We start from the raw sequence: 21611 nt of genomic DNA, 5'->3' as shown, positions 1-21611 counted from the left end.
CGACCAAAAGCGGGCGTATATGTGACGCCCCCGCCGCCGGTGTCAACGCCGCGGCGGAGTTCCGCGTGCTTCGAGACGCCCGCTGCGCGGGCTCCTCGGCATGAGAGCACCAGTGGTGAAGGGAGCAATCCGCTCCCTCATGCCGAGGTGGCTCCAAAGGAGCCGTCTCGAAGCGCGAGGGAGAGTTCCAGATGGCGAGAGCGGCCGCCGAGGCCGAACGAAAGAGGACCCGCGTGCCGCAGCATCATGACCGCCCCCGTTCCGCCAGCGTCGATCCCGCCGACGTCGACCGTTTCGACCGGCTCGGCGAGCTCTGGTGGGACGCCTCGGGCAAAATGGGCATTCTGCACGACATCAATCCGGTCCGCGTCCATTATATTCGCGATCTCGCGTGCCGGCATTTCCGCGTCGACGGCGCGCCGCGCGACCGCCATGAGGCGCAGCCGCTCGAGGGCCTGCGCCTCGTGGACATAGGCTGCGGCGGCGGCATTTTGAGCGAATCGCTGGCCGAGATCGGCGCGCAGGTGAGCGCGATCGATCCCGCCCCCAACAACATAGAGGTCGCGCGCCGTCACGCCGAGCGCTCCGGGCTCGACATCGTCTATCGCAACACCACCGCCGAGGCGCTGGCCGAGGACGGCGCCCGCTTCGACATCGTCGTCGCCATGGAGGTGCTGGAGCATGTCGAGGGCCAGCGCGACTTCATCGCCACGCTGGCTTCGCTCGTCGAGCCTGGCGGCCTGCTCTTCCTCGCCACCATCGACCGCACGCTGAAGAGCTATGCGCTGGCGATACTGGGCGCGGAATATGTGCTCGGCTGGGTGCCGCGCGGCACGCACGACCACGACAAATTCGTGCGGCCGGACGAATTGTCCGCCTGGCTGCGCCGCGCCGGAATGCGCGAGATCGACCGCGCCGGCATGAGCTTCCAACCGCTGACGCGCAGCTGGCGGAGGAGCCGCGACACCGACGTCAATTACATGATGGCGGCCGGGAAGCCGGAATAACGGCGACCTGTGCTCGGCCGGGCGGCGGACCAGAAGAGCGGTCAGACCAGCCTGACGTCAGCTCCGGCCGGCAGACTATGTCCCGATTGTTTCGGGAGCATAGACTAATGAGTCTGCATATTTCTCCGCCGTCGCCGCCGGACCTCGTCGACACACTCGCCGTCTGGCGCGCGCGCTTTCCACATTTCGCTGAAATGATCGACGCCGGCCAATCGCCGGTCAAGGCGCTGCGCTATCTCGGCCTCGGCCTCTGGCGGGAGGGCGACGTGACCGGCGCGGTCGCCGCGCTGACGACGGCGGCCTCGCTGACGCCGGAAGACCCCGCCCTGCTCGCGGACCTCGGCGCCGTGCTCTGGCTCGATGGCCGCAAGGCCGACGCGCTGGCCTGCTTCATCGCCTCGATCGAGCGCGATCCGAGCCGGATCCAGGTCTGGCTCACCGTCGCGAGCCTCTGCAACGACATCGGCGAGACCGCGACCGCCGAGCACGCCTACCGCGCCGCGCTCGACCTCGACCCCGCCTCCCCCGAAGCGGCGACAGGCCTCGGCCTCATCTGTCTCGAAAGCCGGCGCTATGACGAGGCGGTGGCGCTGCTGCGCGCCGCGATGGAGCGCGGCGCCGCCACTCCGGCGATCGCCGCCTGCTACGGCCAGACGCTTTATCTCATCGGACATTTCGCCGAGGCGCGCGCCGCATTCGAGCGCGCCGCCGAAGGCCTGCCCGACAAAGCGCCGATCATCCGCAAATATGCGCTGGCGCTCTGCGTCGAGACGGCGCTCCGGGAAACGCCCGAGCAGGCCTTCGCCGCCTATCGCCGCGCCGCCGGCCCTCACGCGGAGAGCGAGGAGCGCATCGGCCGCTTCGTTTTCCATGCGCTCTGCGGCTTCGGCCACAAGGAAGCGGCGACCCGCTTCGGCGAGGCGCTGCTGCGCGCGACGCCCGAGGATACGATCATCCCCTTTCATCTCGACGCGCTGCGCGGCCGGCAGCCAGAACGCGCCTCGCGCGCCTATATCGCCGACTGCTTCGACAAATTTGCGCCCCACTTCGACCGCCATGTCGTCGAGACGCTCGACTATCGGTTGCCGGACACATTGCGGCCGCTGCTGGCCGCGACCGGCCGCTCCTTCCCCCGCATCCTCGATCTGGGATGCGGCACGGGGCTGGCGGCGACAATGCTCGCCTCCTTCGGCGCGGAGCTCGTCGGTCTCGATCTCTCCCCCAAAATGCTGGAGAAGGCGCACGAGCGCCAGATCTACGCCCGGCTGATCGAGCAGGACGCCGAGGAGTTTCTCGCCGCCGCCGGCGAGCGCTTCGATCTGATCGTCGCGCTCGACATGCTCATCTATCTCGGCGATTTCTCGGCTTTGTTCGAAGGCGTGGCCTCCCGTCTCGCCCCGGACGGCGTCTTCGCCTTCAGCTTCGAGGCCGGCGTAGGAGCCGATTATACGCTCGCGCCCTCCGGCCGCTTCGCGCATGATCCGGCCTATGTCGCAAGGCGGTGGGAAAAGGACTTCGTCCCGCTCGCCTTTGAGGCGACGACGATCCGCATCGAGGCCAACCGGCCGGTCGACGGCCGGCTGGTCCTGCTGCGGCGGCGCGAGAGCCTATAATTCTTCGAGCGCCGCCTTCGCCTGCTTCAGCAGCGCGTCGGCGGCGATTATCTTGTCGGCGTCCGGATCATGGACGACGGCGCCGAAATCCACGGCGAGCGCGGCGCTGAAGGCCAGAGCCGCGATCTTCTCGCGGGGATCGCTCGACCACTTGATCGCGATCTGGGCGTCGCGGCCGCCGATCGCCTCGGCGAGCGACGGCGACAAGGGCGCCGCCGGATCGCGCTCGGAGAAACGAATGTCGAAGCCGGCGTCCTCGCCGTCGAATGTGCAGGGCAGATAGCCCTCGACGGCGAAGGGAGCATAGTCGTGATCCAGCGCGACTCCGATCTTGGTCGCGTCGATCGCCTTCTGATGCGCGGCGCGGTCCGGCAGTCCGCCGCGCTCGATATAGAGAACATGCCGTCTGGCCATGGAAACGCCCCGTCTCGCGCGAGAGTTTCGCGCGCTCGCTCCAAGCAGGAAACATTCCATACGGGCGACCATCGGACGCGTCTCCGCCACTGGTTCGCCACAGGCTCGGACGATAAACTTTGCTCCATGATTCGCCAGACTTTCCTTCCCCTCGTTCTCGCGGCCGGCCTCGGCCTTTGCGTCGCGGCTCCGGCGCTCGCGAAAGAAAAGCCGGCGGCCGACGAAGCGGCCTCCGACGCCAAGGCCGACAAGAAGAAGGCGGCCAAGCCGGAGGCGAAGAAAACGGACCTCGGCAAGCCGAGCGAAGCGAAAAAGCCCGACGCTTCGAAAAAGCCCGCAGACGCCAAGAAGCCGACGGACACGAAGAAAACCGCCGAAGCGAAAAAATCCGAGGCCGCGGAAGACGCCGGCGGCAAGGACAAGACCGGCAAGTCCGCGAAGGGCAAGGACGCCAAGAACGGCAAAGACGCCAAGAATGGCAAGGACGCCAGCAACGGCAAGGACAAGCCCGCCGAGAAGGAGAAGGCCGCCGCCAAAACGCCGACCGCCGTCGGCTCCTACGGCGACTGGAACGCGATGACCGCCCATGGTCAGGGCAAGGACAAGACCTGCTATGCGCTCGCCGAGCCGAAGGACCGCCAGCCGGCGAAGCTGCAACGCGACAAGGCCTATATTTTCATCTCGACGCGGCCGGCCGAGGGCGTGCGCAACGAGGTGGCGATCATCCTCGGCTTCACGGCCAAGGACGGCGGCGCGGCGAGCGCCGACATAGACGGCGACAGTTTCGAGCTCGTCACCAAAGGCGCCAACGCCTGGGTGAAGAATCCGGCGAAGGAAAAGGAATTCGTCGAGGCGCTGAAGAACGGCGCCAAGCTCACCGTCAAAGCCCCCTCCGCCAAGGGCAATATGACGACCGACCTTTATTCGCTGAAGGGCCTCTCCGACGCGCTCGGCCGCGTCCAGAAGGAATGCCCCTGACCTACGCCGTCATTGCGAGCGCAGCGAAGCAATGACGGGCCGGAAGCCGCGTCACTTCACGGCGATGACCATCGAATCCGGCCCAATGAGATGCTCGACGCGCGTCTGCGAGAAGCCGGCCTCGCGCATCCAGCCCTGGCAGTCCGCGCCGGTGTAATCGAAGCCGCCGGGCGTCTCGATCAGCATATTGAGACTCATCAGCAGGCCGAAGGCGTTGGTCCTGCGCTCGTCGTCGATGAGCGCCTCATAGACGATGAGCGCCCCGCCCTTCGGCAGCGCCGCATAGGCCTTGGCGAGGAGATGCCGCTTCTCATCGAGGTTCCAGTCGTGGAGAATATGCCCCATGACGATGACATCGACCTTCGGCAGCTCATCCTCGAAGAAATCGCCCGCATAGAAGCGCAGCCGATCCGAAAGCCCGTTCTGCGCGACGAAATCCTCGAAGATCGGCCGCACCTGCGGCAGATCGAAGCCGCCGCCCGTCAAATGCGAATGGATGCGCGCGACAGTGACCGGAACCATGCCCTGCGCCGCGCCGACGTCGACGAAGCTCTTATAATCCTTCCACGGAAATTTCGCGGCGATGGCCTGCGCCGGCCCGGCGCTGATGCCGCTCATCGCCGTCAGAAAGCCGCGCAGCCGATCCGGATCGGCGTAGAGGGAGCCGAAGAAATCCTTGTCGGCGGCGTTCTCGCTCTGCGCCTCGCCGGTCCTCAGCGCCTCGGTCAAGCGGCTCCAGCTCGCGAACAGCCGCGCATTGGACATTTCCAATATTTGCCCGACATAGCTCGGCTTGGCGCGATCGAGGAAGAGGTCGGTCTCCGCCGTATTGCGATAGAGGCCGTTCTCGCGCTCGAGCATTCCGAGCGCCACCAGCGCGTCGAAGAAGTCGCGCGCCGAGCGCTCATGCAGGCCGAGGCGGCGGCGCAAGGTTTCGGCGTCGGCCGGCGCTTCGGCCAGAACAGTGAAGAGGCCGAGCTCCACGGCCGAGAGCAAGGTTTTAGAATTCCAAAAGCCGAAACCGAGGCCGAGAATTTTTTCCGGGGAAAGCTCGTTCGTCATCTTTGTCCTCACAAGCGGCAATCGGCGCGCGTCTCCTTCTCCCACTCGTGGGAGAAGGTGGCCCCGCGAAGCGGGGTCGGATGAGGGCGGTCGCGGCTCTTCGAAAATTTTTCGAGATTGCCGCGACGGGTCGGTCCCTCATCCGACCCTCGCTGCGCGAGGGCGCGCCCTCTACTTTGAAATGACCGGGTCGTCTTACCATTTCGCGACACATCGGTCGACATGGCGAAGATCACTGCCCGGTGCGAGAAAACCATTCCTCCTCGCTGATGACCTCGACGCCGAGCTCCTTGGCCTTGGCGAGCTTGGAGCCCGCGCCCGGCCCGGCCACGACGAGATCGGTCTTCTTCGACACGGAGCCGGAAATCTTGGCGCCGAAACGCTCGGCCTGCGCCTTGGCCTCCTCGCGCGTCAGCCGCTCCAGCGCGCCGGTGAACACCACCGTCTTGCCGGCGACGGGCGAGGCGCTCTCGATCTGCGGCATGGGCTCGAGCGAGACATGCGCCAGCAGCGCGTCGATCTCGCGCTCATTATGCGGCTCGGCGAAGAAATCATAGAGCGCCTCGGCGACGACGCCGCCAATGCCTTCGATCGATTCGACGCGCTCGCGCGCCTCGCTTCCCGGCGCGGCCTCGCGCGCGGTCTCGCGCAGGCTCGCGAAATCCGCAAAATGCCGCGCGAGGCGCTTGGCGTTGGTCTCGCCGACATGGCGAATGCCGAGCGCATAGAGGAAACGATTGATCGGGGCGCTGCGCCGCGCGTCTATGGCGGCGAAAAGATTGCGCACCGAGGTCTCGCCATAGCCCTCGCGATTCTTCAACTTCGTGAGGCTCTGCTCGTCGCGCGCCTCGAGCGTGAAAATCTCGGAGGCCGTGCGGATGAGCCCCTCGTTGAAGAAGGCCTCGATCTGCTTGTCGCCGAGCCCCTCTATGTCCATGGCGTTGCGCGAGGCGAAATGCTTCAGCCGTTCGATCGCCTGCGCCGGGCAGACGAGCGAGCCCGTGCAGCGGCGCACGACATCGGCCTCGCCGGTCTTCTCGTCGATCTCGCGCAGCGCCGCCGAGCCGCAGGCCGGGCAGACATGGGGGAAATCATAAGGCTGCGTCCCCTCCGGCCTTTTATCGAGAACGACCTCGACGATCTGCGGAATGACGTCGCCGGCGCGCTGCACGACCACAGTGTCGCCGATGCGCACATCCTTGCGCGCGATCTCGTCCTCATTGTGGAGCGTGGCGTTGGAGACGACGACGCCGCCGACCGTCACCGGCTCCAGCCGCGCGATCGGCGTCAGCGCGCCGGTGCGGCCGACATTGACGTCTATGCCGCGCACGATGGTCATCGCCTGCTCGGCCGGAAATTTATGCGCCACCGCCCAGCGCGGCGCGCGCGAGACGAAGCCCAGACGAATCTGCAAGCCGATGTCGTCGACCTTGTAGACGACCCCGTCTATGTCATAGCCGAGCGTCGCGCGGCGCGCTTCGATATCGCGATAATGCGCGAGCATCTCGTCGGCGCTGGAGCAGATCCGGGTCAGCGGATTGGTCGGCAGGCCGAGGCTCGCCAGCGCCTGCACCATGCCATATTGCGTGTCGGCCGGCATGACGCTCACCTCGCCCCAGCCATAGGCGAAGAAGCGCAGCGGCCGGCTCGCGGTCACGCTCGGATCGAGCTGGCGCAGCGAGCCGGCGGCGGAATTGCGCGGATTGGCGAAGAGCGGCTTGCCCGCCGCCGCCTGCCGCTCATTGAGCGCGAAAAAATCCTCGCGCCGCATATAGACCTCGCCGCGCGCCTCGAGCGCGTCGGGCCAGACCTCGCCATGCAGGCGCTGAGGGATTTCCTCGAGCGTGCGGATGTTGGCGGCGATGTCCTCGCCCTCATAGCCGTCGCCGCGCGTCGCCGCGGAGACGAGAACACCCTTCTCATAGCGCAGCGAGCAGGAGAGGCCGTCGATTTTCGGCTCGGCGGTGAAGAAGAGCGGCGCTTCGTCGGCAAAGCCCAGGAACCGCCGCACGCGCGCGACGAATTCGTGGACCTCTTCATCCGCAAAGACGTTGCCGAGCGAGAGCATCGGCACGACATGGCGGATTTTGCGGAATTTTTCCGCCGGCGCGGCGCCGACTGTGCGCGTCAGTGAAGCGTCGGAAACGAGTTCGGGAAATGCCTTTTCCAGCGCCTCATAGCGCTGGCGCAGCGCGTCATATTCGGCGTCGCTGACCGCCGGCGCGTCTTCCTGATAATAGCGGCGATCGTGCTCGGCGATCTCCTCCGCGAGCCGCGTATATTCGAGCTTCGCACGGCGCGGCGAGAGATCTTCGATCGGCGTGGGGTCCCTTTCTCCGCGCTTACGGGAAGGACGACCATCATCAGCGCTCATGACGACTTCCGAGCTTCAAAACCAGCGCGCGCCCCTTCTCCCGCCTGCGGGAGAAGGTGGCCCCGCCAAAGGGCGACCGTGAGGACGCCCGTCGCAAACGACGGGCTCTGGCGGGGTCGGATGAGGGCTCGCGCCACATCAGCCGTTTACGATCATTCGCGCGGCGACGCAAAGAGGTCGAGATTGCGATATTCGCAGCGGCCCTCATCCGACCCGACTTCGTCGGGCCACCTTCTCCCACAGGTGAAAGAAGGGGACGTCCCAGGTCCGCGTCCCCGCCCTACGCGGCCTCCGGCGCCGCGCCGACGAGCCTGCGCGCCTCGACCGGGCTGATCGGGCGGCCGAAGGCGTAGCCCTGCGCATAGGCGCAGCCGAGCTGATAGAGCTCGATCGCATCCGATTCCGTCTCCGCGCCTTCCGCGACGACGTCCATGCCGAGATCATGGGCGAGCGCGATGAGCGAGCGCAGGATCACCGCGCGCGAGCCCTTGCCCGTCTGGCGCGTGAAGGAGCGGCCGATCTTGATCGTGTCGAACGGAAAGCTCTGCAGATAGCCGAGCGAGGAATAGCCGGAGCCGAAATCGCTCATCGCGAGGCCGCCGCCGAGCTCCTTGATCCGCGCCAGCATCTGCGCGGCATATTCCGGATTTTCCATCACCAGCCCCTCGCTCAGCTCGAGCTTGAGGCTGCCTTTGACGATGTCGTTGCGCATCAGCACGCTCTTGACGTCGCGCAGCAGATCGTGACGGAGCAATTGGCGCGAGCCGACGCCGACGCAAGCGAAGATCGGCGGATCGACGGCGAGCGCGCGTTGCCATGCGGCGAGCTCGCGCGCGGTGCGCTCGAGCGCCAAAAGGCCGAAATCGACGACGAGGCCCGTCTGCTCCGCGACCTGGCCGAATTCGCTCGGATCGAGCTGGCCGAGGCGCGGATGCTCCCAGCGCAGCAGCGCCTCGAAGCCGGCGATGGTCCGATCCTCGAGCCGCACCACCGGCTGGAAGAACACTTTGATCTCGCCGCGCTCGAGCGCGCGCCTCAGATCGGCTTCCAGCGTCAGCCGGTCGGAGCGCTGCGCGCGCATCGCCGGACGGAAGACCTCTATGCGATTGCCGCCGAGCTTTTTGGCGTGGCGCAGCGCGATCTCGGCGTCCTCGAGCATGTCGTGGCGGTCCGGATGCAGCTCCTTGTCGAAGAGCGCCACGCCGATCGACACGGAGAGGGAAATCTCGCGATCGGTGAAGCGCACCGGCGTCGCCAGCGTCCGGCGCACCGAATCGGCCAGCGCGATCACATGGTCGACATCGGTCTCCGAGACGAGGATGATGGCGAAACGATCGCCGTCGAGGCGCGCCAGAGTGTCCTGCGGCTGCAGCAGCCGGGTCAGGCGATGGGCGATGGTGAGCAGGATCGAATCGCCCGTCGCCACGCCGACCTGCTCGTTGATCTGGCGGAAACGGTCGATGTCGACGGCGAGCACGGTGGGCCGCAGGCCGGCCTCGAGCCCGGCGAAGACCAGCGCCGCCTCCAGCCGGTCGAAGAACAATTCGCGATTCGGCAGGCCGGTCAGATTGTCATGGACGGCGTCATGGAGCAGCCGCTCCCGCGCATTTCGCTCGTCGGTGACGTCGGTGAGCGTGCCGACGACGCGAATGACCTCGCCGTCCTGCCCGATGACCGGCCGCGCCCGCAACCGATAGCAGAAATAATGGCCATCCGAGGCGCGCAGCCGGAACTCCTGATTGATGCGCCCGCGCCGCTGCTCGAGCAGGGCGTCGAGGCAAGCGCGATAGCGGTCGTGCTCGAAAGGATGCAGCAGGGCGAGCCAGGAGGAGGCCGCGCCCTCGAGCCCGCCGCGATCGAGGCCCAATTGCTCCTCGACCTCCGGGCTCACATAGATGTAGTCGGCCGGCACGTCCCAATCGAAGACGATCTCGTTCGCGCCCGTCAGCGCCAGCGCCTTGCGCTCTATGTCGGAGATCGCGCCATGGGCGAGGCCGCCGCTCGCGAAGGCATTCTGCATAACGGTGAAGCCGATCAGCATCACGATGAGCACGAGACCGCCGACCAGCGCCGGCGAGACCAGATCATTGGTCAGCCAGCCGGCCACGGTGAAGCCCGCCGCGCAGACCCAGAGCAGAAGAAGAAACCATGTCGGAATCAACATGATAGCGCGATCGAAGCCATGCGTCGCCAGATAGAGGACGAGCACGAAGCCGACCGCCGAGACGGTGGCGAGCGAGATGCGGGCGACGCCCGCCGCCACCGGCGCGTCGAAAATGGCGAGGCCGACGAGATCGGCGAGGATGAGCAGCCACAGCGCCGCGACGTGCCAGGCGCGCACATGCCAGCGGTTGAGGTTGAGATAGGCGAAGAGAAAGACGACGAGCGTCGCCGAGAGCACCGTCTCGGCGCCCGCGCGCCAGATCCGGTCGGCGTTGGGATCGACGCCGAAAATCTTGGCCCAGAAGCCGAAATCGATGCAGACATAGGCGAGCACCGACCAGGCGAGCGCCGCCGCCGCCGGAAAGATCACCGCGCCCTTGACGACGAAGACGATCGTCAGGAACAGCGCCAGCAGGCCGGCGATGCCGATCACTATGCCCTTGTAGAGCGTGAGGCTCGTGACCTTGTCCTTATAGGCGTCGGGCTCCCACAGATAGAGCTGCGGCAGATTGGGCGTGCGCAGCTCGGCGACATAGGTGATGGTGGCGCCGGGATCGAGGGTGAGGCGAAAAACGTCGGCGTCCCCGCTCTCCTCATGCTCGGGCGGAAATCCCTGGCTCGCCGTGATCGCCGAAATGCGCGTCGCGCCGAGATCCGGCCAGATCACTCCCGACCCCTGCAAGCGGAAGTGCGGGGCGACGATCAGCCGCTCCAATTGCTCGTCGGTGTCGTTGGCGAGCGCGAAGACGATCCAGCTGGGGCGGGTCCCCGCCTCTTTCGCGCCCACTTCTATGCGTCGAATGATGCCGTCGGAGCCGGGGGCGGTCGACACCTGCAGGCGATCGCTTTCGGAGGAGTATTTCTCGACCGCATGGGTGAGATCGATCGCCGCCGCGTCCTGCGGCACGCGCACGGAGTCGATGGCCTGGGCCTGCGACCCGCAAAGGACGAGAAAGAGGAGAGCGATCAGATATCTGGGTAGCGGCACGAATCTCGTCTCTGGCGCTCAGGCCCGAAAATTCCGAATGTCGCGGGGCGGACCGATCGGCTTTCGGATTTCTTCTTGTCTGAAGTTTGACTGGTACCGGCTAAGTCGCCGGTCTGCAAGCCGGTATGGTCTTTGCGTATCGGCGCCCAGCCGATCGGCCGCGCTTGCGGAGGTCGGACGGCCCCAATATACGCTCAATCGGGAGCAGGCGGTATTTTAGAAATGCTCCAGATTTGGGGAAGTGCGGCCTCGCGGCGCCCTCGTCTGGCGGCTGCGGCGTGTCGAAACTAAGGAAAGTGGATGCGTAGCGCTCTCGGCGGACCCCGCTTGCTGCTCCGCCGGCTTCGCGAGGTCATGGCGGAGCCGGTGAGCGCGCAGGCGCGGCTCGACAAGATCGTCGTGCTCATCGCGTCCAATATGGTGGCGGAAGTCTGCTCGGTCTATGTGCTGCGCGCCGATCAGCGGCTCGAGCTCTTTGCGACCGAAGGCCTCAATCGCGAGGCCGTGCATTTGACCACAATGCACGCCGGCGAGGGCCTCGTCGGCCTCATCGCCAGAAACGCCGAGCCGCTCAATCTCTCCGAGGCGCAGGAGCATCCCGCCTTCTCCTACCGGCCGGAGACGGGCGAGGAAATCTACCACTCCTTCCTCGGCGTGCCGATCCTGCGCGGCGGCAACACGCTCGGCGTGCTCGTCGTGCAGAACAGGGTGCGGCGCATCTATTCCGAGGAGGAGATCGAGGCGCTGCAGACGACGGCGATGCTCGTCGCCGAGATGATCGCCTCGGGCGAATTGCGCTCGATCGCCAAGACGCCGGAGAGCCTGGCGCTCGACCGGCCCGTGGTGGTCAAGGGCGCGCCCATGTGCGAGGGCGTCGGCCTCGGCTACGCCGTGCTGCACGAGCCGCGCGTCGTGGTCAAGCAGCTCATCGCCGAGGACATAGCCGCGGAGGTCCAGCGCCTCGATTCGGCGATCGAGGCGATGCGCGTCTCGATCGACGAATTGGTCGCGCATGGCGACCGCATGGGCGCCGGCGAGCATCGCGATGTGCTGGAGGCCGTGCGCATCTTCGCCAATGACCGCGGCTGGGTGCGACGGCTGCACGAGGCCGTGCTGAGCGGCCTCACCGCGGAAGCGGCGGTGGAGCGCGTGCAGAACGACGCCCGCGCCAAGCTGCAACGCCAGACCGACCCCTATCTGCGCGATCGTCTCCACGATCTCGACGATCTCGCCAACCGCCTGCTGCATCAGCTCACCGGGCAGAGCTATGTCGCCGACCGCGAGTCGATCCCCGAGAATGCGATTCTCATCGCCCGCAACATGGGCCCCGCCGCGCTGCTCGACTATGACCGCTCGCGGCTGCGCGGCCTCGTGCTGGAGGAAGGCGGGCCGGCGAGCCATGTCGGCATCGTCGCCCGCGCGCTCGGCGTCGCCACTGTCGGGCTCGCCGCCAACGTGACCGATCTCGTCGAGGCGGGCGACGCCATCATCGTCGACGGCGTGACCGGCGACGTCCACATCCGCCCGCCGCCGGACGTGCAGACCGCCTATGGCGAGAAGGCGCGGCTGCGCGCCCGCCGCATGGAGCAATACGCCAAGCTGCGCGACGTGCCCGCCGTCACCAAGGACGGGGTGGAGATCGCGCTGCATATGAACGCCGGCCTCATCGTCGACGTGCCGCATCTGCACGAGACGGGCGCGCGCTCCATCGGCCTTTTCCGCACCGAGCTGCAATTCATGCTGGCGCCGCGCTTTCCGCGCATGAACGAGCAGTTCCTGCTCTATAAGGCGGTGTTCGACGCGGTGCAGGACCGGCCCGTCACTTTCCGCACGCTCGACATAGGCAGCGACAAGATCCTGCCCTATATGGCGACGATCGACGAGGAGAATCCGGCGCTCGGCTGGCGCGCCATCCGCATCGGCCTCGATCGGCCTGGCCTGCTGCGAATGCAGATCAGAGCCATGCTGAAGGCGGCCGGCGGACGCGACATTCGCATCATGTTCCCGATGATCGCCAATGTCGCCGAGTTCGAGGCGGCGAAGGCGATCACACAGCGCGAGCGCGCCTATCTCGAGCGCCATGGCCACAGGCCGCCGACCGATGTGCAGCTCGGGGCGATGGTGGAGGTGCCCTCGCTGCTATGGGAGCTCGACACCATCGCCGCGCGCGCCGATTTCCTGTCGGTCGGCTCCAATGATCTCGTGCAATACATGTATGCGGCGGACCGCGACAACACGCGCGTCTCCAAGCGCTATGACGCGCTCTCCCCGCCCGTGCTGCGCGCGCTGGAGCGCATCGCCGCCGCGGGCAAGCGCGCCGGCAAGACGGTGACGCTCTGCGGCGAGATGGGCGGTCGCCCGCTCGAGGCGCTGGCGCTGCTCGCGCTCGGCTATCGCTCGCTCTCCATGTCGCCTTCTTCCGTCGGACCAGTGAAGGCGATGATCCTCGCCGTCAATCTCGAGGAGGTCGAGGTGTTCCTCGCTTCGCTTCTCGCCAAGGAGGACGGCGCGCCGAGCCTGCGCGAGACGCTGCGCGAATTCGCTGCGGCGCGCGATATTCCGGTCTAGCGCCTTGCATCGTATCGCACGAGGAAAGGCCCCCTCCACCCTCCCCCGCGTTCCGCGGGAAAGGGGAGCGGCCGACGCGACGCCAAACCTCGATGACATGCCGAATCTGCCCCCTCTCCCGCGCAGCGGGGGAGGGCTTGGGAGGGGGCGTCCCCTGCCCTGCGCGTCGCTCGACGAAGGACGTTAGCGCCGCTCGCGCACGTCCGCCGTCCCCTTATCTCTCGCTCGGCAAGCCCCATGTTCGCCCAAGACAAGCTCGACCTCATTCTGCGCCGTCACGAGGAGATCGCCGCCAAGCTCAGCGCCGGTCCCGACGCCGCGAGCTTCGTCGCGCTCTCGCGCGAGCTCGCCTCGCTCGACGATGTCGTCGCCAAGATCAAGACCTATCGCGCGACCACGGCCGAGATCGCCGGCCTCGGCGAAATGCTCGCCGATCCCGCGATCGATCCCGATATGCGCGAATTCGTCGACGGCGAGTTGAAAGTCGCGCAAGAGGCGCTGACCAGCGCCGAGCGCGAGTTGAAGCTCGCTCTGCTGCCCAAGGACGCGGCGGACGAAAAGGGCGTCATTCTCGAAGTGCGCGCCGGCACGGGCGGCGACGAGGCCGCCCTCTTCGCCGGCGATCTCTTCCGAGCCTATCAGCGCCACGCCGCCTCCAAGGGCTGGAGCGTCGACATTCTCTCGGCCAATGAGAGCGCGCTCGGCGGCTATAAGGAAATCGTCGCCGAGATCGCCGGCCGCGGCGTCTATGCGAAATTGAAGTTCGAATCGGGCGTGCATCGCGTGCAGCGCGTGCCGGCGACGGAGACGCAAGGGCGCATCCATACCTCCGCGGCGACGGTCGCCGTGCTGCCGCAGGCCGAGGATGTCGACGTCGCCATAGACGACAAGGATCTGAATATCGAGACGATGCGCTCGGGCGGCGCCGGCGGACAGCATGTCAACAAGACGGAATCGGCGATCCGCATCACACACATCCCTTCCGGCATAGTGGTGATGATGCAGGAGGAGCGCTCGCAGCATCGCAACAAGGCCAAGGCGATGGAGGTCTTGCGCTCGCGCCTCTACGACGCCGAGCGCCAGCGCGTCGACAGCGCCCGCGCCGCCGACCGCAAGGCGCAGGTCGGCTCCGGCGATCGCTCGGAGCGCATCCGCACCTATAATTTTCCGCAAGGCCGCGTCACCGACCATCGCATCAATCTGACGCTCTACAAGCTCGATCGGGTGATGGAGGGCGAGATGGACGAGATTTTCGACGCGCTGACGACGGATCATCAGGCCAAGCTGCTAGCGCAGAGCGAGGAGTGATCAGCGGGGTGCGAAGACGCACATCCCCGACGCCTCACGCTTCGTAAGTTCGGGACGTTCACGAGAGAGGTGAACGACACCGACCCGATGGAGCGCGACATGACCAAGAAATTCCTCACCGCCGGCCTGCTGGCCGTCGCCATCGCCGCCTCGACCTTCACCGCCTCCGCCGCCCAGGCCGATCCCTATTGGCGTCATCGTCATCACGGCCATTATTGGGGCGGCGTCGCCGCCGCGGGCGCGCTGACCGCGCTGACGCTCGGCGCCATCGCCGCTTCCCAGGCGCCCGCCGACTGCTATATCGCCCGCCGTCCGGTGACCGACGATTGGGGTAATGTCCTCTATTTCCGCCGCATGCGCGTCTGCGAGTGAGCATTGCGGATGTTTGAGCGAAACGCGCGGCCCTTCGCCCGACGAAGCGGCCGCGCCCGCCGTCGGCTCGCGGCAAAGGCCGGTCAGTGCCGGAAGTGCCGCACGCCGGTCAACACCATGGCGAGGCCGGCCTCGTCGGCCGCCGCGATCACATCCTTGTCATTGACCGAGCCGCCCGGCTGGATGACCGCCGTCGCGCCGGCCGACGCCGCCGCCAGCAGCCCGTCCGCGAAGGGGAAAAACGCGTCCGAGGCGACGACCGAGCCCTTGGCGAAACTCTCCGTCACGCCGGCCTCGCGCGCCGCCTCCTCGGCCTTATAGGCCGCGGTGCGTGAGGAATCGACGCGCGACATCTGCCCCGCGCCGACGCCGACCGTCGCCAGATCGCGCGCATAGACGATGGCGTTGGACTTCACATGCTTGGCGACGCGAAAGGCGAATTTCAAATCGGCGACCTCCCCCGAGGTCGGCGCGCGCTTCGTCACCACTTCGAGCGTCAGATCGTCGACGACGCTATTGTCGCGCGACTGCGCCAGAAAGCCGCCCGCGACGCTGCGGAAGGTCAGCCCGCCGGCGCGCGGATCTGGCAGGCCGCCGGCCAGCAGCAGGCGCAGATTCTTCTTGGCGGCGATGATCTCGATCGCCTCCTCCTCCGCCTCCGGCGCGATGATGACCTCGGTGAAGATCTTAACGATCTCCCGCGCGGCCTCCGCGTCGAGCCGGCGATTGAGCGCGACGATGCCGCCGAAGGCCGAGACCGGATCGCAGCGCAGCGCTTTTCGATAGGCTTCGGCGAGCGTTTCGCCCTCGGCGACGCCGCAAGGATTGGCGTGCTTGATGATGGCGACGGCCGCCGCGCGCGCCGGATCGAATTCGGCGACCAGCTCATAGGCCGCGTCGGTGTCGTTGATATTATTGTAGGAGAGCTGCTTGCCCTGGCGCTGCGTCGCCGTGGCGACGCCGAAACGCTGCTCGCCGGTCAGATAGAAGCCGGCGCTCTGATGCGGATTTTCGCCATAGCGCATCGGCTCGGAAAGACGGCCGCCGATGGCGCGCCAGGGCGGCGTCGCCTCATCGAGCTCGGCCCCGAGCCAGTTGGAGATCGCCGCGTCATAGGCCGCCGTGCGCGCATAGGCCTTTTGCGCGAGTCGTCGGCGCGTCGCCAGCGTCGCCGCGCCGCCATTGGCCGAAAGCTCGGCGAGGAAGGACACGTAATCGGAAGGCTCGACCAGCACGGCGACATCGTCGTGATTCTTGGCGGCGGCGCGGATCATTGCCGGCCCGCCTATGTCGATATTCTCGACGCAGGTCTCGAAGGGCGCGCCCTTGGCCAGCGTCGCCTCGAAAGGATAGAGATTGACGACGAGCAGATCGATCTGCGGAATGTCATGGGCGAGCATGGCCGCCTCATGCTCGGGATTCTCGCGGATCGCCAGCAGCCCGCCATGCACCTTGGGATGCAGCGTCTTGAGGCGCCCGTCCATCATCTCTGGAAAGCCGGTGACGTCGGCGATGTCGCGCACCACGAGGCCCGCCTCGGCGAGCGCCTTGCGTGTGCCGCCGGTCGAGACCAGCTCGACGCCGTGGGCGGCGAGAGCCTTCGCCAATTCGACGAGTCCGGTCTTGTCGGAGACGGACAGCAGAGCTCTCGTGATACGGCGCAGATCGACCGGCATTCAGGTCCCTCGTTCAAGGAGCGAAGACGTCGCGGGAAACGATATCGACCCGGCGCTTAGCATAGATCGCCGGGGGGAGAAACCAACTGGCCGCGCGGTGTGTGGGTCGCTTGGATTTCTGCTGAAACTTTGCCGATTTTCGCCGGACCCAAATCAGGGCTTGATTTTTGCCAAGAACGTTAGACGCAGCGTAAACCATTGAAAATACGTGCTGCTAAAACTCTTGAATTTCCGACAACATTACGCTCGCACAGGTTCAAACTTCCGCTTAAACTCTTTGCGTTGGCAACCCAGCTCCTGATTCGGAGCCCAAACGAAAGCCTGGAACGATCAAGATGTCTTCGTTGCTTGAACAGCTTGGATTCATTAACAATCCGTTTGAGCATTATACTGCTGAAACAGAACCAAATATCGCGGAATACGCGGTTCGCCCTCCGTACTTGCAAACAACAAGATCTAGAGCAGTCAGCATTTCAACATTCATCCTTTTTGGTGACAGGGGTGTTGGAAAAAGTGCCACCCGCATAACGCTATTTGATGAACTGTGGGGAGTAAAAGATCATGCGCAGAGGCCGCTCGTTCTTAATTTTATCGATTTCTCTAACTTGCTTAAATCTCTCAAGGACGGAGAACCGCTCGAACGCAAAATTGTTGATGAGGTAGCGTTTCTAGTAATCGAACAGGTTCTTGGGTGGCTGGCGTCATTGACGGATGACGAACGAGATACTTACACACTAGCAATGGATGACTCTGAATCTGAGCTTTCGGTAGCTCTTTTGAAGAGTTTTTATCTTTCAAAGCCAGAAATAGATCGCCAAAATACAGCCAATAGTGCTCTTCGCCTACTAAATCGGGCCTGGAAGACAAAAAGCTCAGTTTGGATGTCCCAACGATGGGATGCTCTTGCCCGTCTAATGGGGGTGATCGGCGAGCTTATTGGCAAACGTCTCGGCTCAGCCGGTGCCGGCGAACCTATCGAACTGCTTATGAGGTCATTTGCGTCACATGAAAGCTCATCGTCACGACTAATTTTGACAAAACTTGTAGATTTTGTTAAAATATTTTCTTTTTCTGGTATAGTTATTTTAATTGACAAGGTTGATGAGACGGATGCCACACAAAGCTCGTCTGAAATGACCTCTCGCCTCGTCCATCCTATTTTGTCAAATATCCAGCTACTTGAGATCGATGGGTTTTCGTGGATGTTTTTTCTATGGGCTCAGGTAAAGCCTTATTTCGAGGGCAACTCGTATCCAGTTAGACTAGATAAAATTGCACATTCAACCATCGAATGGGAATATCGCTTTTTTCAGGAGATGCTGGACGCTAGAATTAGATATTTTTCTAATAGTCGCTTTCTGTTCAAGGATTTATTTTTACATACTGTAGACGTAAACGCAGCGCTTAAGTCTCTCGTTACGATTTCTATGAGGTCGCCCAGAGAACTTGTTAGATTGATGGACGTCATTATTTCTGAACATGATATCCGCAACTCCGAGACAAGTGATACGGTTTTCCTTGATGAGGAGGCGATCGAGCTTGGTCAAGATAAATATGTAAAAGAAAGGATAGGGTCTGTGTACGCAGACAAAACTCTGGGCCAGATATACCGCCTAAAAGATACAAAATTTATAAACAAAGATGTTCAAGGCGCTTTTCGTATCAACGCTCAAAGCGCGCGCGCAAGAATAAAAAATTGGGAAGATGCCGGAATCGTGAAAAGAACCGGGACAAGAACACCTGAAGGCGATCTGGGTGGTCAGCCTGCTCATGAGTTTTCGATCGTAGATGCGAGGGTTGAAAGAATTATCACTCGCAAGCTTATCCAATATGATGATTTGTCGGATGACGATACCCCATCTGACAATTAAAGCGTCCGCATTTGTTTGAAACAGTTTAAAGGCTTACGCCTCCTGACGCAGGATGGTCCGCCTCGGCGCATCGCACGATTCAACCCGCCCCCAACCCCTCCTCCTCCACCCGCGAAAACGACCACCGCAGATGCGCGTCCTTCACGCCGCGCCCATCCACCACGAGCTGCGCGCTTTTTCGCGCCGCGCCCACGCCGGCGAAGAAGACGCTCTCCTCCACCGCCACATCGGCGTTGGCCTCGAAGGCGAGTTCGACGCCGCCGCTCGTGAGCAGGACCTTGCGGCCCCCCGCCGCCACCGCGCGCACATTGGGATGGAGATGGAAGCGCAGAACGAAATTCTCGGTCCGCGCGCCGCGCCGCTGCGCGACGAGCCTGTCGTCGCCGAAGAGCTGTGAGCCATCGTCCGCCAGCGCGAGCGTGCGCTCATGGACGAGGCCGAGCTCGCGAACATAGCCGTCATGGGCGAGCTCGAGCTCATGGCTCGACGAGGTCGCGCGCCGCGCCGCCTTCACTTGGCTAGGGCCGGCGACGATACGCTCCTCGGTACGGCCGCGCCCGGACCGCGCCTCGATGCGGCAGGTGGAGCGATCCTCGACGACGAGGGTGGAATGGGCGGCCGTCGAGCGCGCCAGCCGGCGCAGCGCCTCGGCGCCGGCCGGCGGCGCGCCGCAATTGACGATGATGCGCTCGGCGCCGATCGAATATTCGAAGGCGAGGCACCCGGCGTGGGCCGCGCCGGAGAAGGCCGGCGGCGGCGGCGCGCCGGCGTCGACGATGACCACCGCCGCGCCCGCCTCCAGCCGGCGATAGCCCGATTGCGGCGCGTCGAGAACGGGCGCGGCGGCGGCGTCGGCATGGGCGAGGATCGTCGCCAGCCGGTCCGGCGGCGCGCGGCCCATGCCGTTGAACAGCGCCAGCGAACCGTCGCCGTGCTTCAGCACGCGCAAAAAGGAGATCATCGCGCCGATCGAGGCGAGCAGGCGCTCCGGCGGCCGGCGCCCGCGCGTGGCGTAGGCCTGGCGTAGCGGCAGCAGATCGAGCAGCAATTCGACCGGCGTCTCCGGATTGCGGCCGATATGGCCGCCGTCCGGCAAAATCTGGCGGAGCAGCTCGGCGTCGAGCAGGCCGGTCGCGCGAAGCTCGAATTTGCGGCCGGCGTCGGCGCTAACGCCGAAAGCGGCGAGCGCGATCGCGCAGAGCAGCCGGTCGGAAGCGCGGCGCTCCGAAGCCATGGCGCGCAGCAGAAAGCGGATGTTGCGCGCGAGCGCCTTCATGAAGCGCTCGTAGAAATCCTGATCGGCGCCCTCGAGCAGGATCGGCGATTGCGCGAGCCAGGACAGGGTGCGGCGCGCGACGACGCTGGTCTCATGGGCGGGATCGTCGATGAAATCGGCGCGCGTGCGAATGAATTCGTCGACCAGCGCGCGGGCATTGGCGCGCGCCAGCTCCCGATCGGCGGCGCGCAAATGGCGCAGCCACGAAAATCCGGCGAGCGAGCGCCGCCACGCCCGAGACGGCGGCGCGATGGCGAAGGGGGAGCGTCCGTTGGTCTCGACGACTTTTCCGTCGAAGGAGAAATAGCCGGCGTAGATTTCATCGGCGACGGTCGGATCGGCGGTGCGTATGTCCTGCGGGGCGACATAGAGCCGCTCCGGCGCGCGCACGCCCATCGCCTGAACGACATAGAAGGGCCCGCGCGCCGCGCGCGCGAAAGAGGCGACGCCGCGCGCGGCGGCGTTCGCCAATCGCATTCCCGAGCCGATGGCCGTTTCGCTCAGAGCGTCCTCCTCGCGCTCAGCCTCGCCGCACGAGCCGTGCGGCGAAGAAGCCGTCGAGGCCGGCGAGGCGCGCCTCCTCATGCGGCCAACAGGAGGGCAGCGTGCGCAGATCGCCCTCCGGCGTGACGAATTCGGCGGGAACGCCCTCCGCCGCCGGATCGATCGGCGCGCGCCGCATCTCCGGATGGCGGCGCAGAAAGCTCGCGATCTGCGCTTCGCCCTCCTCCGGCTCCAGCGAGCAGGTGCAATAGACGAGACGCCCGCCGGGCCGCAGCAGCACGGCGGCCCGCTCCAATATGCGCGACTGCAAGGCGACGAGAGAATCGAGATCGCCCGGCTTCTTGATCCAGGGCACGTCGGGATGACGGCGGATCGTCCCCGTCGCCGAACACGGCGCGTCGAGCAGAATGGCGTCGAAGGGGCGCGTGGAGGAATAAGAGGCGGCGTCGCCCACGGCGATATCGGCATGCAGGCGGACGCGCTGAAGATTGGCGGCGAGCAGCTTCAGCCGCTCGGCGGAGCGGTCGAGCGCCGTCACTTGCGCGCGGGCGAAGGCGAGCTGCGCGGTCTTGCCGCCGGGGGCGGCGCACATGTCGAGCGCGCGCTCGTCCGGCTCGACGGCGAGCAGGCGGGCCGGCAGGGCGGCGGCGGCGTCCTGCACCCACCATTCGCCGTCCTCATAGCCCTCGAGCTCGACGATGGGCGCGCGCGTGCGCAGCCGCACCGAGCCGGTCGGCAGCGCGACGCCGTCGAGGCGGCGCGCCCAGCCTTCGGCGTCCGACTTCACCGTGAGGTCGATCGGCGGCTCCTGCATATGGATCGCCGCCATGGCGCGCGCCTGGGCCTCGCCATAGGCCTTGATCCAACGCTGCGCGAGCCAGGCGGGCGTGTCGCGCTCCAGCGGATCGCCGCCGAGGAACTCCTCGCGGCGGCGGATGAGATTGCGCAGGACGCCATTGACGAGACCGGCGAAGGGCGTCGTCTTCGGCTCGAGCCGAACCGCGCGCACGGCGAGATCGACGGCGGCGTGGTCGGGCGTTTCGAGAAAGAGAATTTGCGCGGCCGCGGCGACGAGCGGCCATTCGAGCCGCGCCGCCTGCTTGGGCAGCCCCTTCTCGAGCAGAACCGAGAGCGCATGGCGAATGGCGCCGAGACGGCGCACGCCGACGCAGGCGATCGAGCGCGCGAGCGCCGCGTCGCGCGCGTCCATGCCGGAAAGGCGCGACGGAACCGCCTGCGGGGAAAAACGTTCGTCCAGCCGATGACCGCCCTGCGCGACATCCGCGATGACATTGGCCGCGGCGATACGCGCTTGGAGGCCGGGGACCTGGGCGGCCTCCGCCTCACGGGCGGCGTCGGCGGGGACAAAGCCCGCCCGCGCCTTGGCCTTGGCCGAGAATGGTCTATGGTCGCGCATTCACACCTTCGACGCGGATC

The 21611-nt window shown here is 65.5% G+C and carries 14 protein-coding genes; 7 read left to right on the top strand and 7 right to left on the bottom strand.

The annotated features are described in order from the left end of the window. Nucleotides 1-233 precede the first annotated feature (233 nt). Nucleotides 234-1007: a bifunctional 2-polyprenyl-6-hydroxyphenol methylase/3-demethylubiquinol 3-O-methyltransferase UbiG gene (gene ubiG / locus Mspo_RS06605; RefSeq protein ID WP_159728272.1), complete on the top strand. Its 774-nt coding sequence runs from the start codon at nucleotides 234-236 to the stop codon at nucleotides 1005-1007. A 107-nt stretch (nucleotides 1008-1114) separates the two neighbouring features. Next, nucleotides 1115-2620: a methyltransferase domain-containing protein gene (locus Mspo_RS06600; RefSeq protein ID WP_159728065.1), complete on the top strand. Its 1506-nt coding sequence runs from the start codon at nucleotides 1115-1117 to the stop codon at nucleotides 2618-2620. On the opposite strand, the gene Mspo_RS06595 is transcribed toward Mspo_RS06600, so the two are convergent. Next, nucleotides 2615-3034, bottom strand: a complete 420-nt coding sequence (locus Mspo_RS06595; RefSeq protein ID WP_159728063.1) for a hypothetical protein — start codon at nucleotides 3032-3034, stop codon at nucleotides 2615-2617. The two genes, Mspo_RS06600 and Mspo_RS06595, sit on opposite strands and share 6 nt — an antisense overlap. 126 nt (nucleotides 3035-3160) lie before the next feature. On the opposite strand from Mspo_RS06595, the gene Mspo_RS06590 reads away from it, so the two are divergent. After that, complete coding sequence (locus Mspo_RS06590; protein WP_159728061.1) at nucleotides 3161-4012, top strand: invasion associated locus B family protein; 852 nt, start codon at nucleotides 3161-3163, stop codon at nucleotides 4010-4012. Nucleotides 4013-4063: 51 nt separating this feature from the next. Here the strand turns inward: Mspo_RS06590 and Mspo_RS06585 are convergent, their stop codons facing one another. The 3 genes from Mspo_RS06585 to Mspo_RS06575 all read right to left on the bottom strand — a co-directional run bounded on the left by Mspo_RS06585 (nucleotide 4064) and on the right by Mspo_RS06575 (nucleotide 10599). Then, nucleotides 4064-5074: a methyltransferase gene (locus Mspo_RS06585; protein WP_159728059.1), complete on the bottom strand. Its 1011-nt coding sequence runs from the start codon at nucleotides 5072-5074 to the stop codon at nucleotides 4064-4066. Nucleotides 5075-5306: 232 nt separating this feature from the next. Beyond that, a complete protein-coding gene (ligA, locus tag Mspo_RS06580) occupies nucleotides 5307-7448 on the bottom strand; it encodes an NAD-dependent DNA ligase LigA (RefSeq protein WP_159728057.1) in 2142 nt (713 codons plus the stop codon). Between the two features lie 280 nt (nucleotides 7449-7728). Continuing rightward, complete coding sequence (locus Mspo_RS06575) at nucleotides 7729-10599, bottom strand: sensor domain-containing phosphodiesterase (RefSeq protein ID WP_159728055.1); 2871 nt, start codon at nucleotides 10597-10599, stop codon at nucleotides 7729-7731. A gap of 300 nt (nucleotides 10600-10899) precedes the next feature. Between Mspo_RS06575 and ptsP the strand changes: the two genes are divergently transcribed. From ptsP to Mspo_RS06560, 3 genes are all read left to right on the top strand, one after another. Continuing rightward, complete coding sequence (gene ptsP, locus Mspo_RS06570) at nucleotides 10900-13167, top strand: phosphoenolpyruvate--protein phosphotransferase (RefSeq protein WP_159728053.1); 2268 nt, start codon at nucleotides 10900-10902, stop codon at nucleotides 13165-13167. 237 nt (nucleotides 13168-13404) lie between these two features. Then, nucleotides 13405-14475 carry a peptide chain release factor 1 gene (prfA, locus tag Mspo_RS06565; protein ID WP_159728051.1) on the top strand — a complete coding sequence of 357 codons (1071 nt, stop codon included), beginning with the start codon at nucleotides 13405-13407 and terminating at the stop codon, nucleotides 14473-14475. A gap of 99 nt (nucleotides 14476-14574) precedes the next feature. Continuing rightward, a complete protein-coding gene (locus tag Mspo_RS06560) occupies nucleotides 14575-14847 on the top strand; it encodes a hypothetical protein (RefSeq protein ID WP_159728049.1) in 273 nt (90 codons plus the stop codon). An 83-nt stretch (nucleotides 14848-14930) separates the two neighbouring features. On the opposite strand, the gene purH is transcribed toward Mspo_RS06560, so the two are convergent. After that, nucleotides 14931-16523 (bottom strand): bifunctional phosphoribosylaminoimidazolecarboxamide formyltransferase/IMP cyclohydrolase, encoded by a 1593-nt coding sequence (gene purH / locus Mspo_RS06555; protein WP_159728047.1) that lies wholly within the window; start codon nucleotides 16521-16523, stop codon nucleotides 14931-14933. A 335-nt stretch (nucleotides 16524-16858) separates the two neighbouring features. Here purH and Mspo_RS06550 point away from each other — a divergent pair, with 335 nt between their 5' ends. Then, complete coding sequence (locus tag Mspo_RS06550; protein WP_159728045.1) at nucleotides 16859-18394, top strand: hypothetical protein; 1536 nt, start codon at nucleotides 16859-16861, stop codon at nucleotides 18392-18394. Between the two features lie 79 nt (nucleotides 18395-18473). Here Mspo_RS06550 and Mspo_RS06545 read toward each other — a convergent pair whose 3' ends face one another. Next, complete coding sequence (locus Mspo_RS06545; protein WP_159728043.1) at nucleotides 18474-20147, bottom strand: heparinase II/III family protein; 1674 nt, start codon at nucleotides 20145-20147, stop codon at nucleotides 18474-18476. A gap of 43 nt (nucleotides 20148-20190) precedes the next feature. Continuing rightward, a complete protein-coding gene (locus Mspo_RS06540) occupies nucleotides 20191-21591 on the bottom strand; it encodes an RsmB/NOP family class I SAM-dependent RNA methyltransferase (protein WP_159728041.1) in 1401 nt (466 codons plus the stop codon). Nucleotides 21592-21611: the final 20 nt, after the last annotated feature.

Source organism: Methylosinus sp. Ce-a6, from assembly GCF_009811655.1.
Classification (GTDB): domain Bacteria; phylum Pseudomonadota; class Alphaproteobacteria; order Rhizobiales; family Beijerinckiaceae; genus Methylosinus.
The sequence above is the reverse complement of the archived record's forward strand: the minus strand, read 5'-3'. Positions and strand labels throughout refer to the sequence as shown.

Coding starts and splice junctions, on each gene's coding strand:
- Mspo_RS06600 (WP_159728065.1), top strand. CDS start 1,115: ATGAGTCTGCATATTTCTCCGCCGTCGCCGCCGGACCTCGTCGACACA.
- Mspo_RS06595 (WP_159728063.1), bottom strand. CDS start 3,034: ATGGCCAGACGGCATGTTCTCTATATCGAGCGCGGCGGACTGCCGGAC.
- Mspo_RS06590 (WP_159728061.1), top strand. CDS start 3,161: ATGATTCGCCAGACTTTCCTTCCCCTCGTTCTCGCGGCCGGCCTCGGC.
- Mspo_RS06585 (WP_159728059.1), bottom strand. CDS start 5,074: ATGACGAACGAGCTTTCCCCGGAAAAAATTCTCGGCCTCGGTTTCGGC.
- ligA (WP_159728057.1), bottom strand. CDS start 7,448: ATGAGCGCTGATGATGGTCGTCCTTCCCGTAAGCGCGGAGAAAGGGAC.
- ptsP (WP_159728053.1), top strand. CDS start 10,900: ATGCGTAGCGCTCTCGGCGGACCCCGCTTGCTGCTCCGCCGGCTTCGC.
- prfA (WP_159728051.1), top strand. CDS start 13,405: ATGTTCGCCCAAGACAAGCTCGACCTCATTCTGCGCCGTCACGAGGAG.
- Mspo_RS06560 (WP_159728049.1), top strand. CDS start 14,575: ATGACCAAGAAATTCCTCACCGCCGGCCTGCTGGCCGTCGCCATCGCC.
- purH (WP_159728047.1), bottom strand. CDS start 16,523: ATGCCGGTCGATCTGCGCCGTATCACGAGAGCTCTGCTGTCCGTCTCC.
- Mspo_RS06550 (WP_159728045.1), top strand. CDS start 16,859: ATGTCTTCGTTGCTTGAACAGCTTGGATTCATTAACAATCCGTTTGAG.
- Mspo_RS06545 (WP_159728043.1), bottom strand. CDS start 20,147: ATGCGATTGGCGAACGCCGCCGCGCGCGGCGTCGCCTCTTTCGCGCGC.
- Mspo_RS06540 (WP_159728041.1), bottom strand. CDS start 21,591: ATGCGCGACCATAGACCATTCTCGGCCAAGGCCAAGGCGCGGGCGGGC.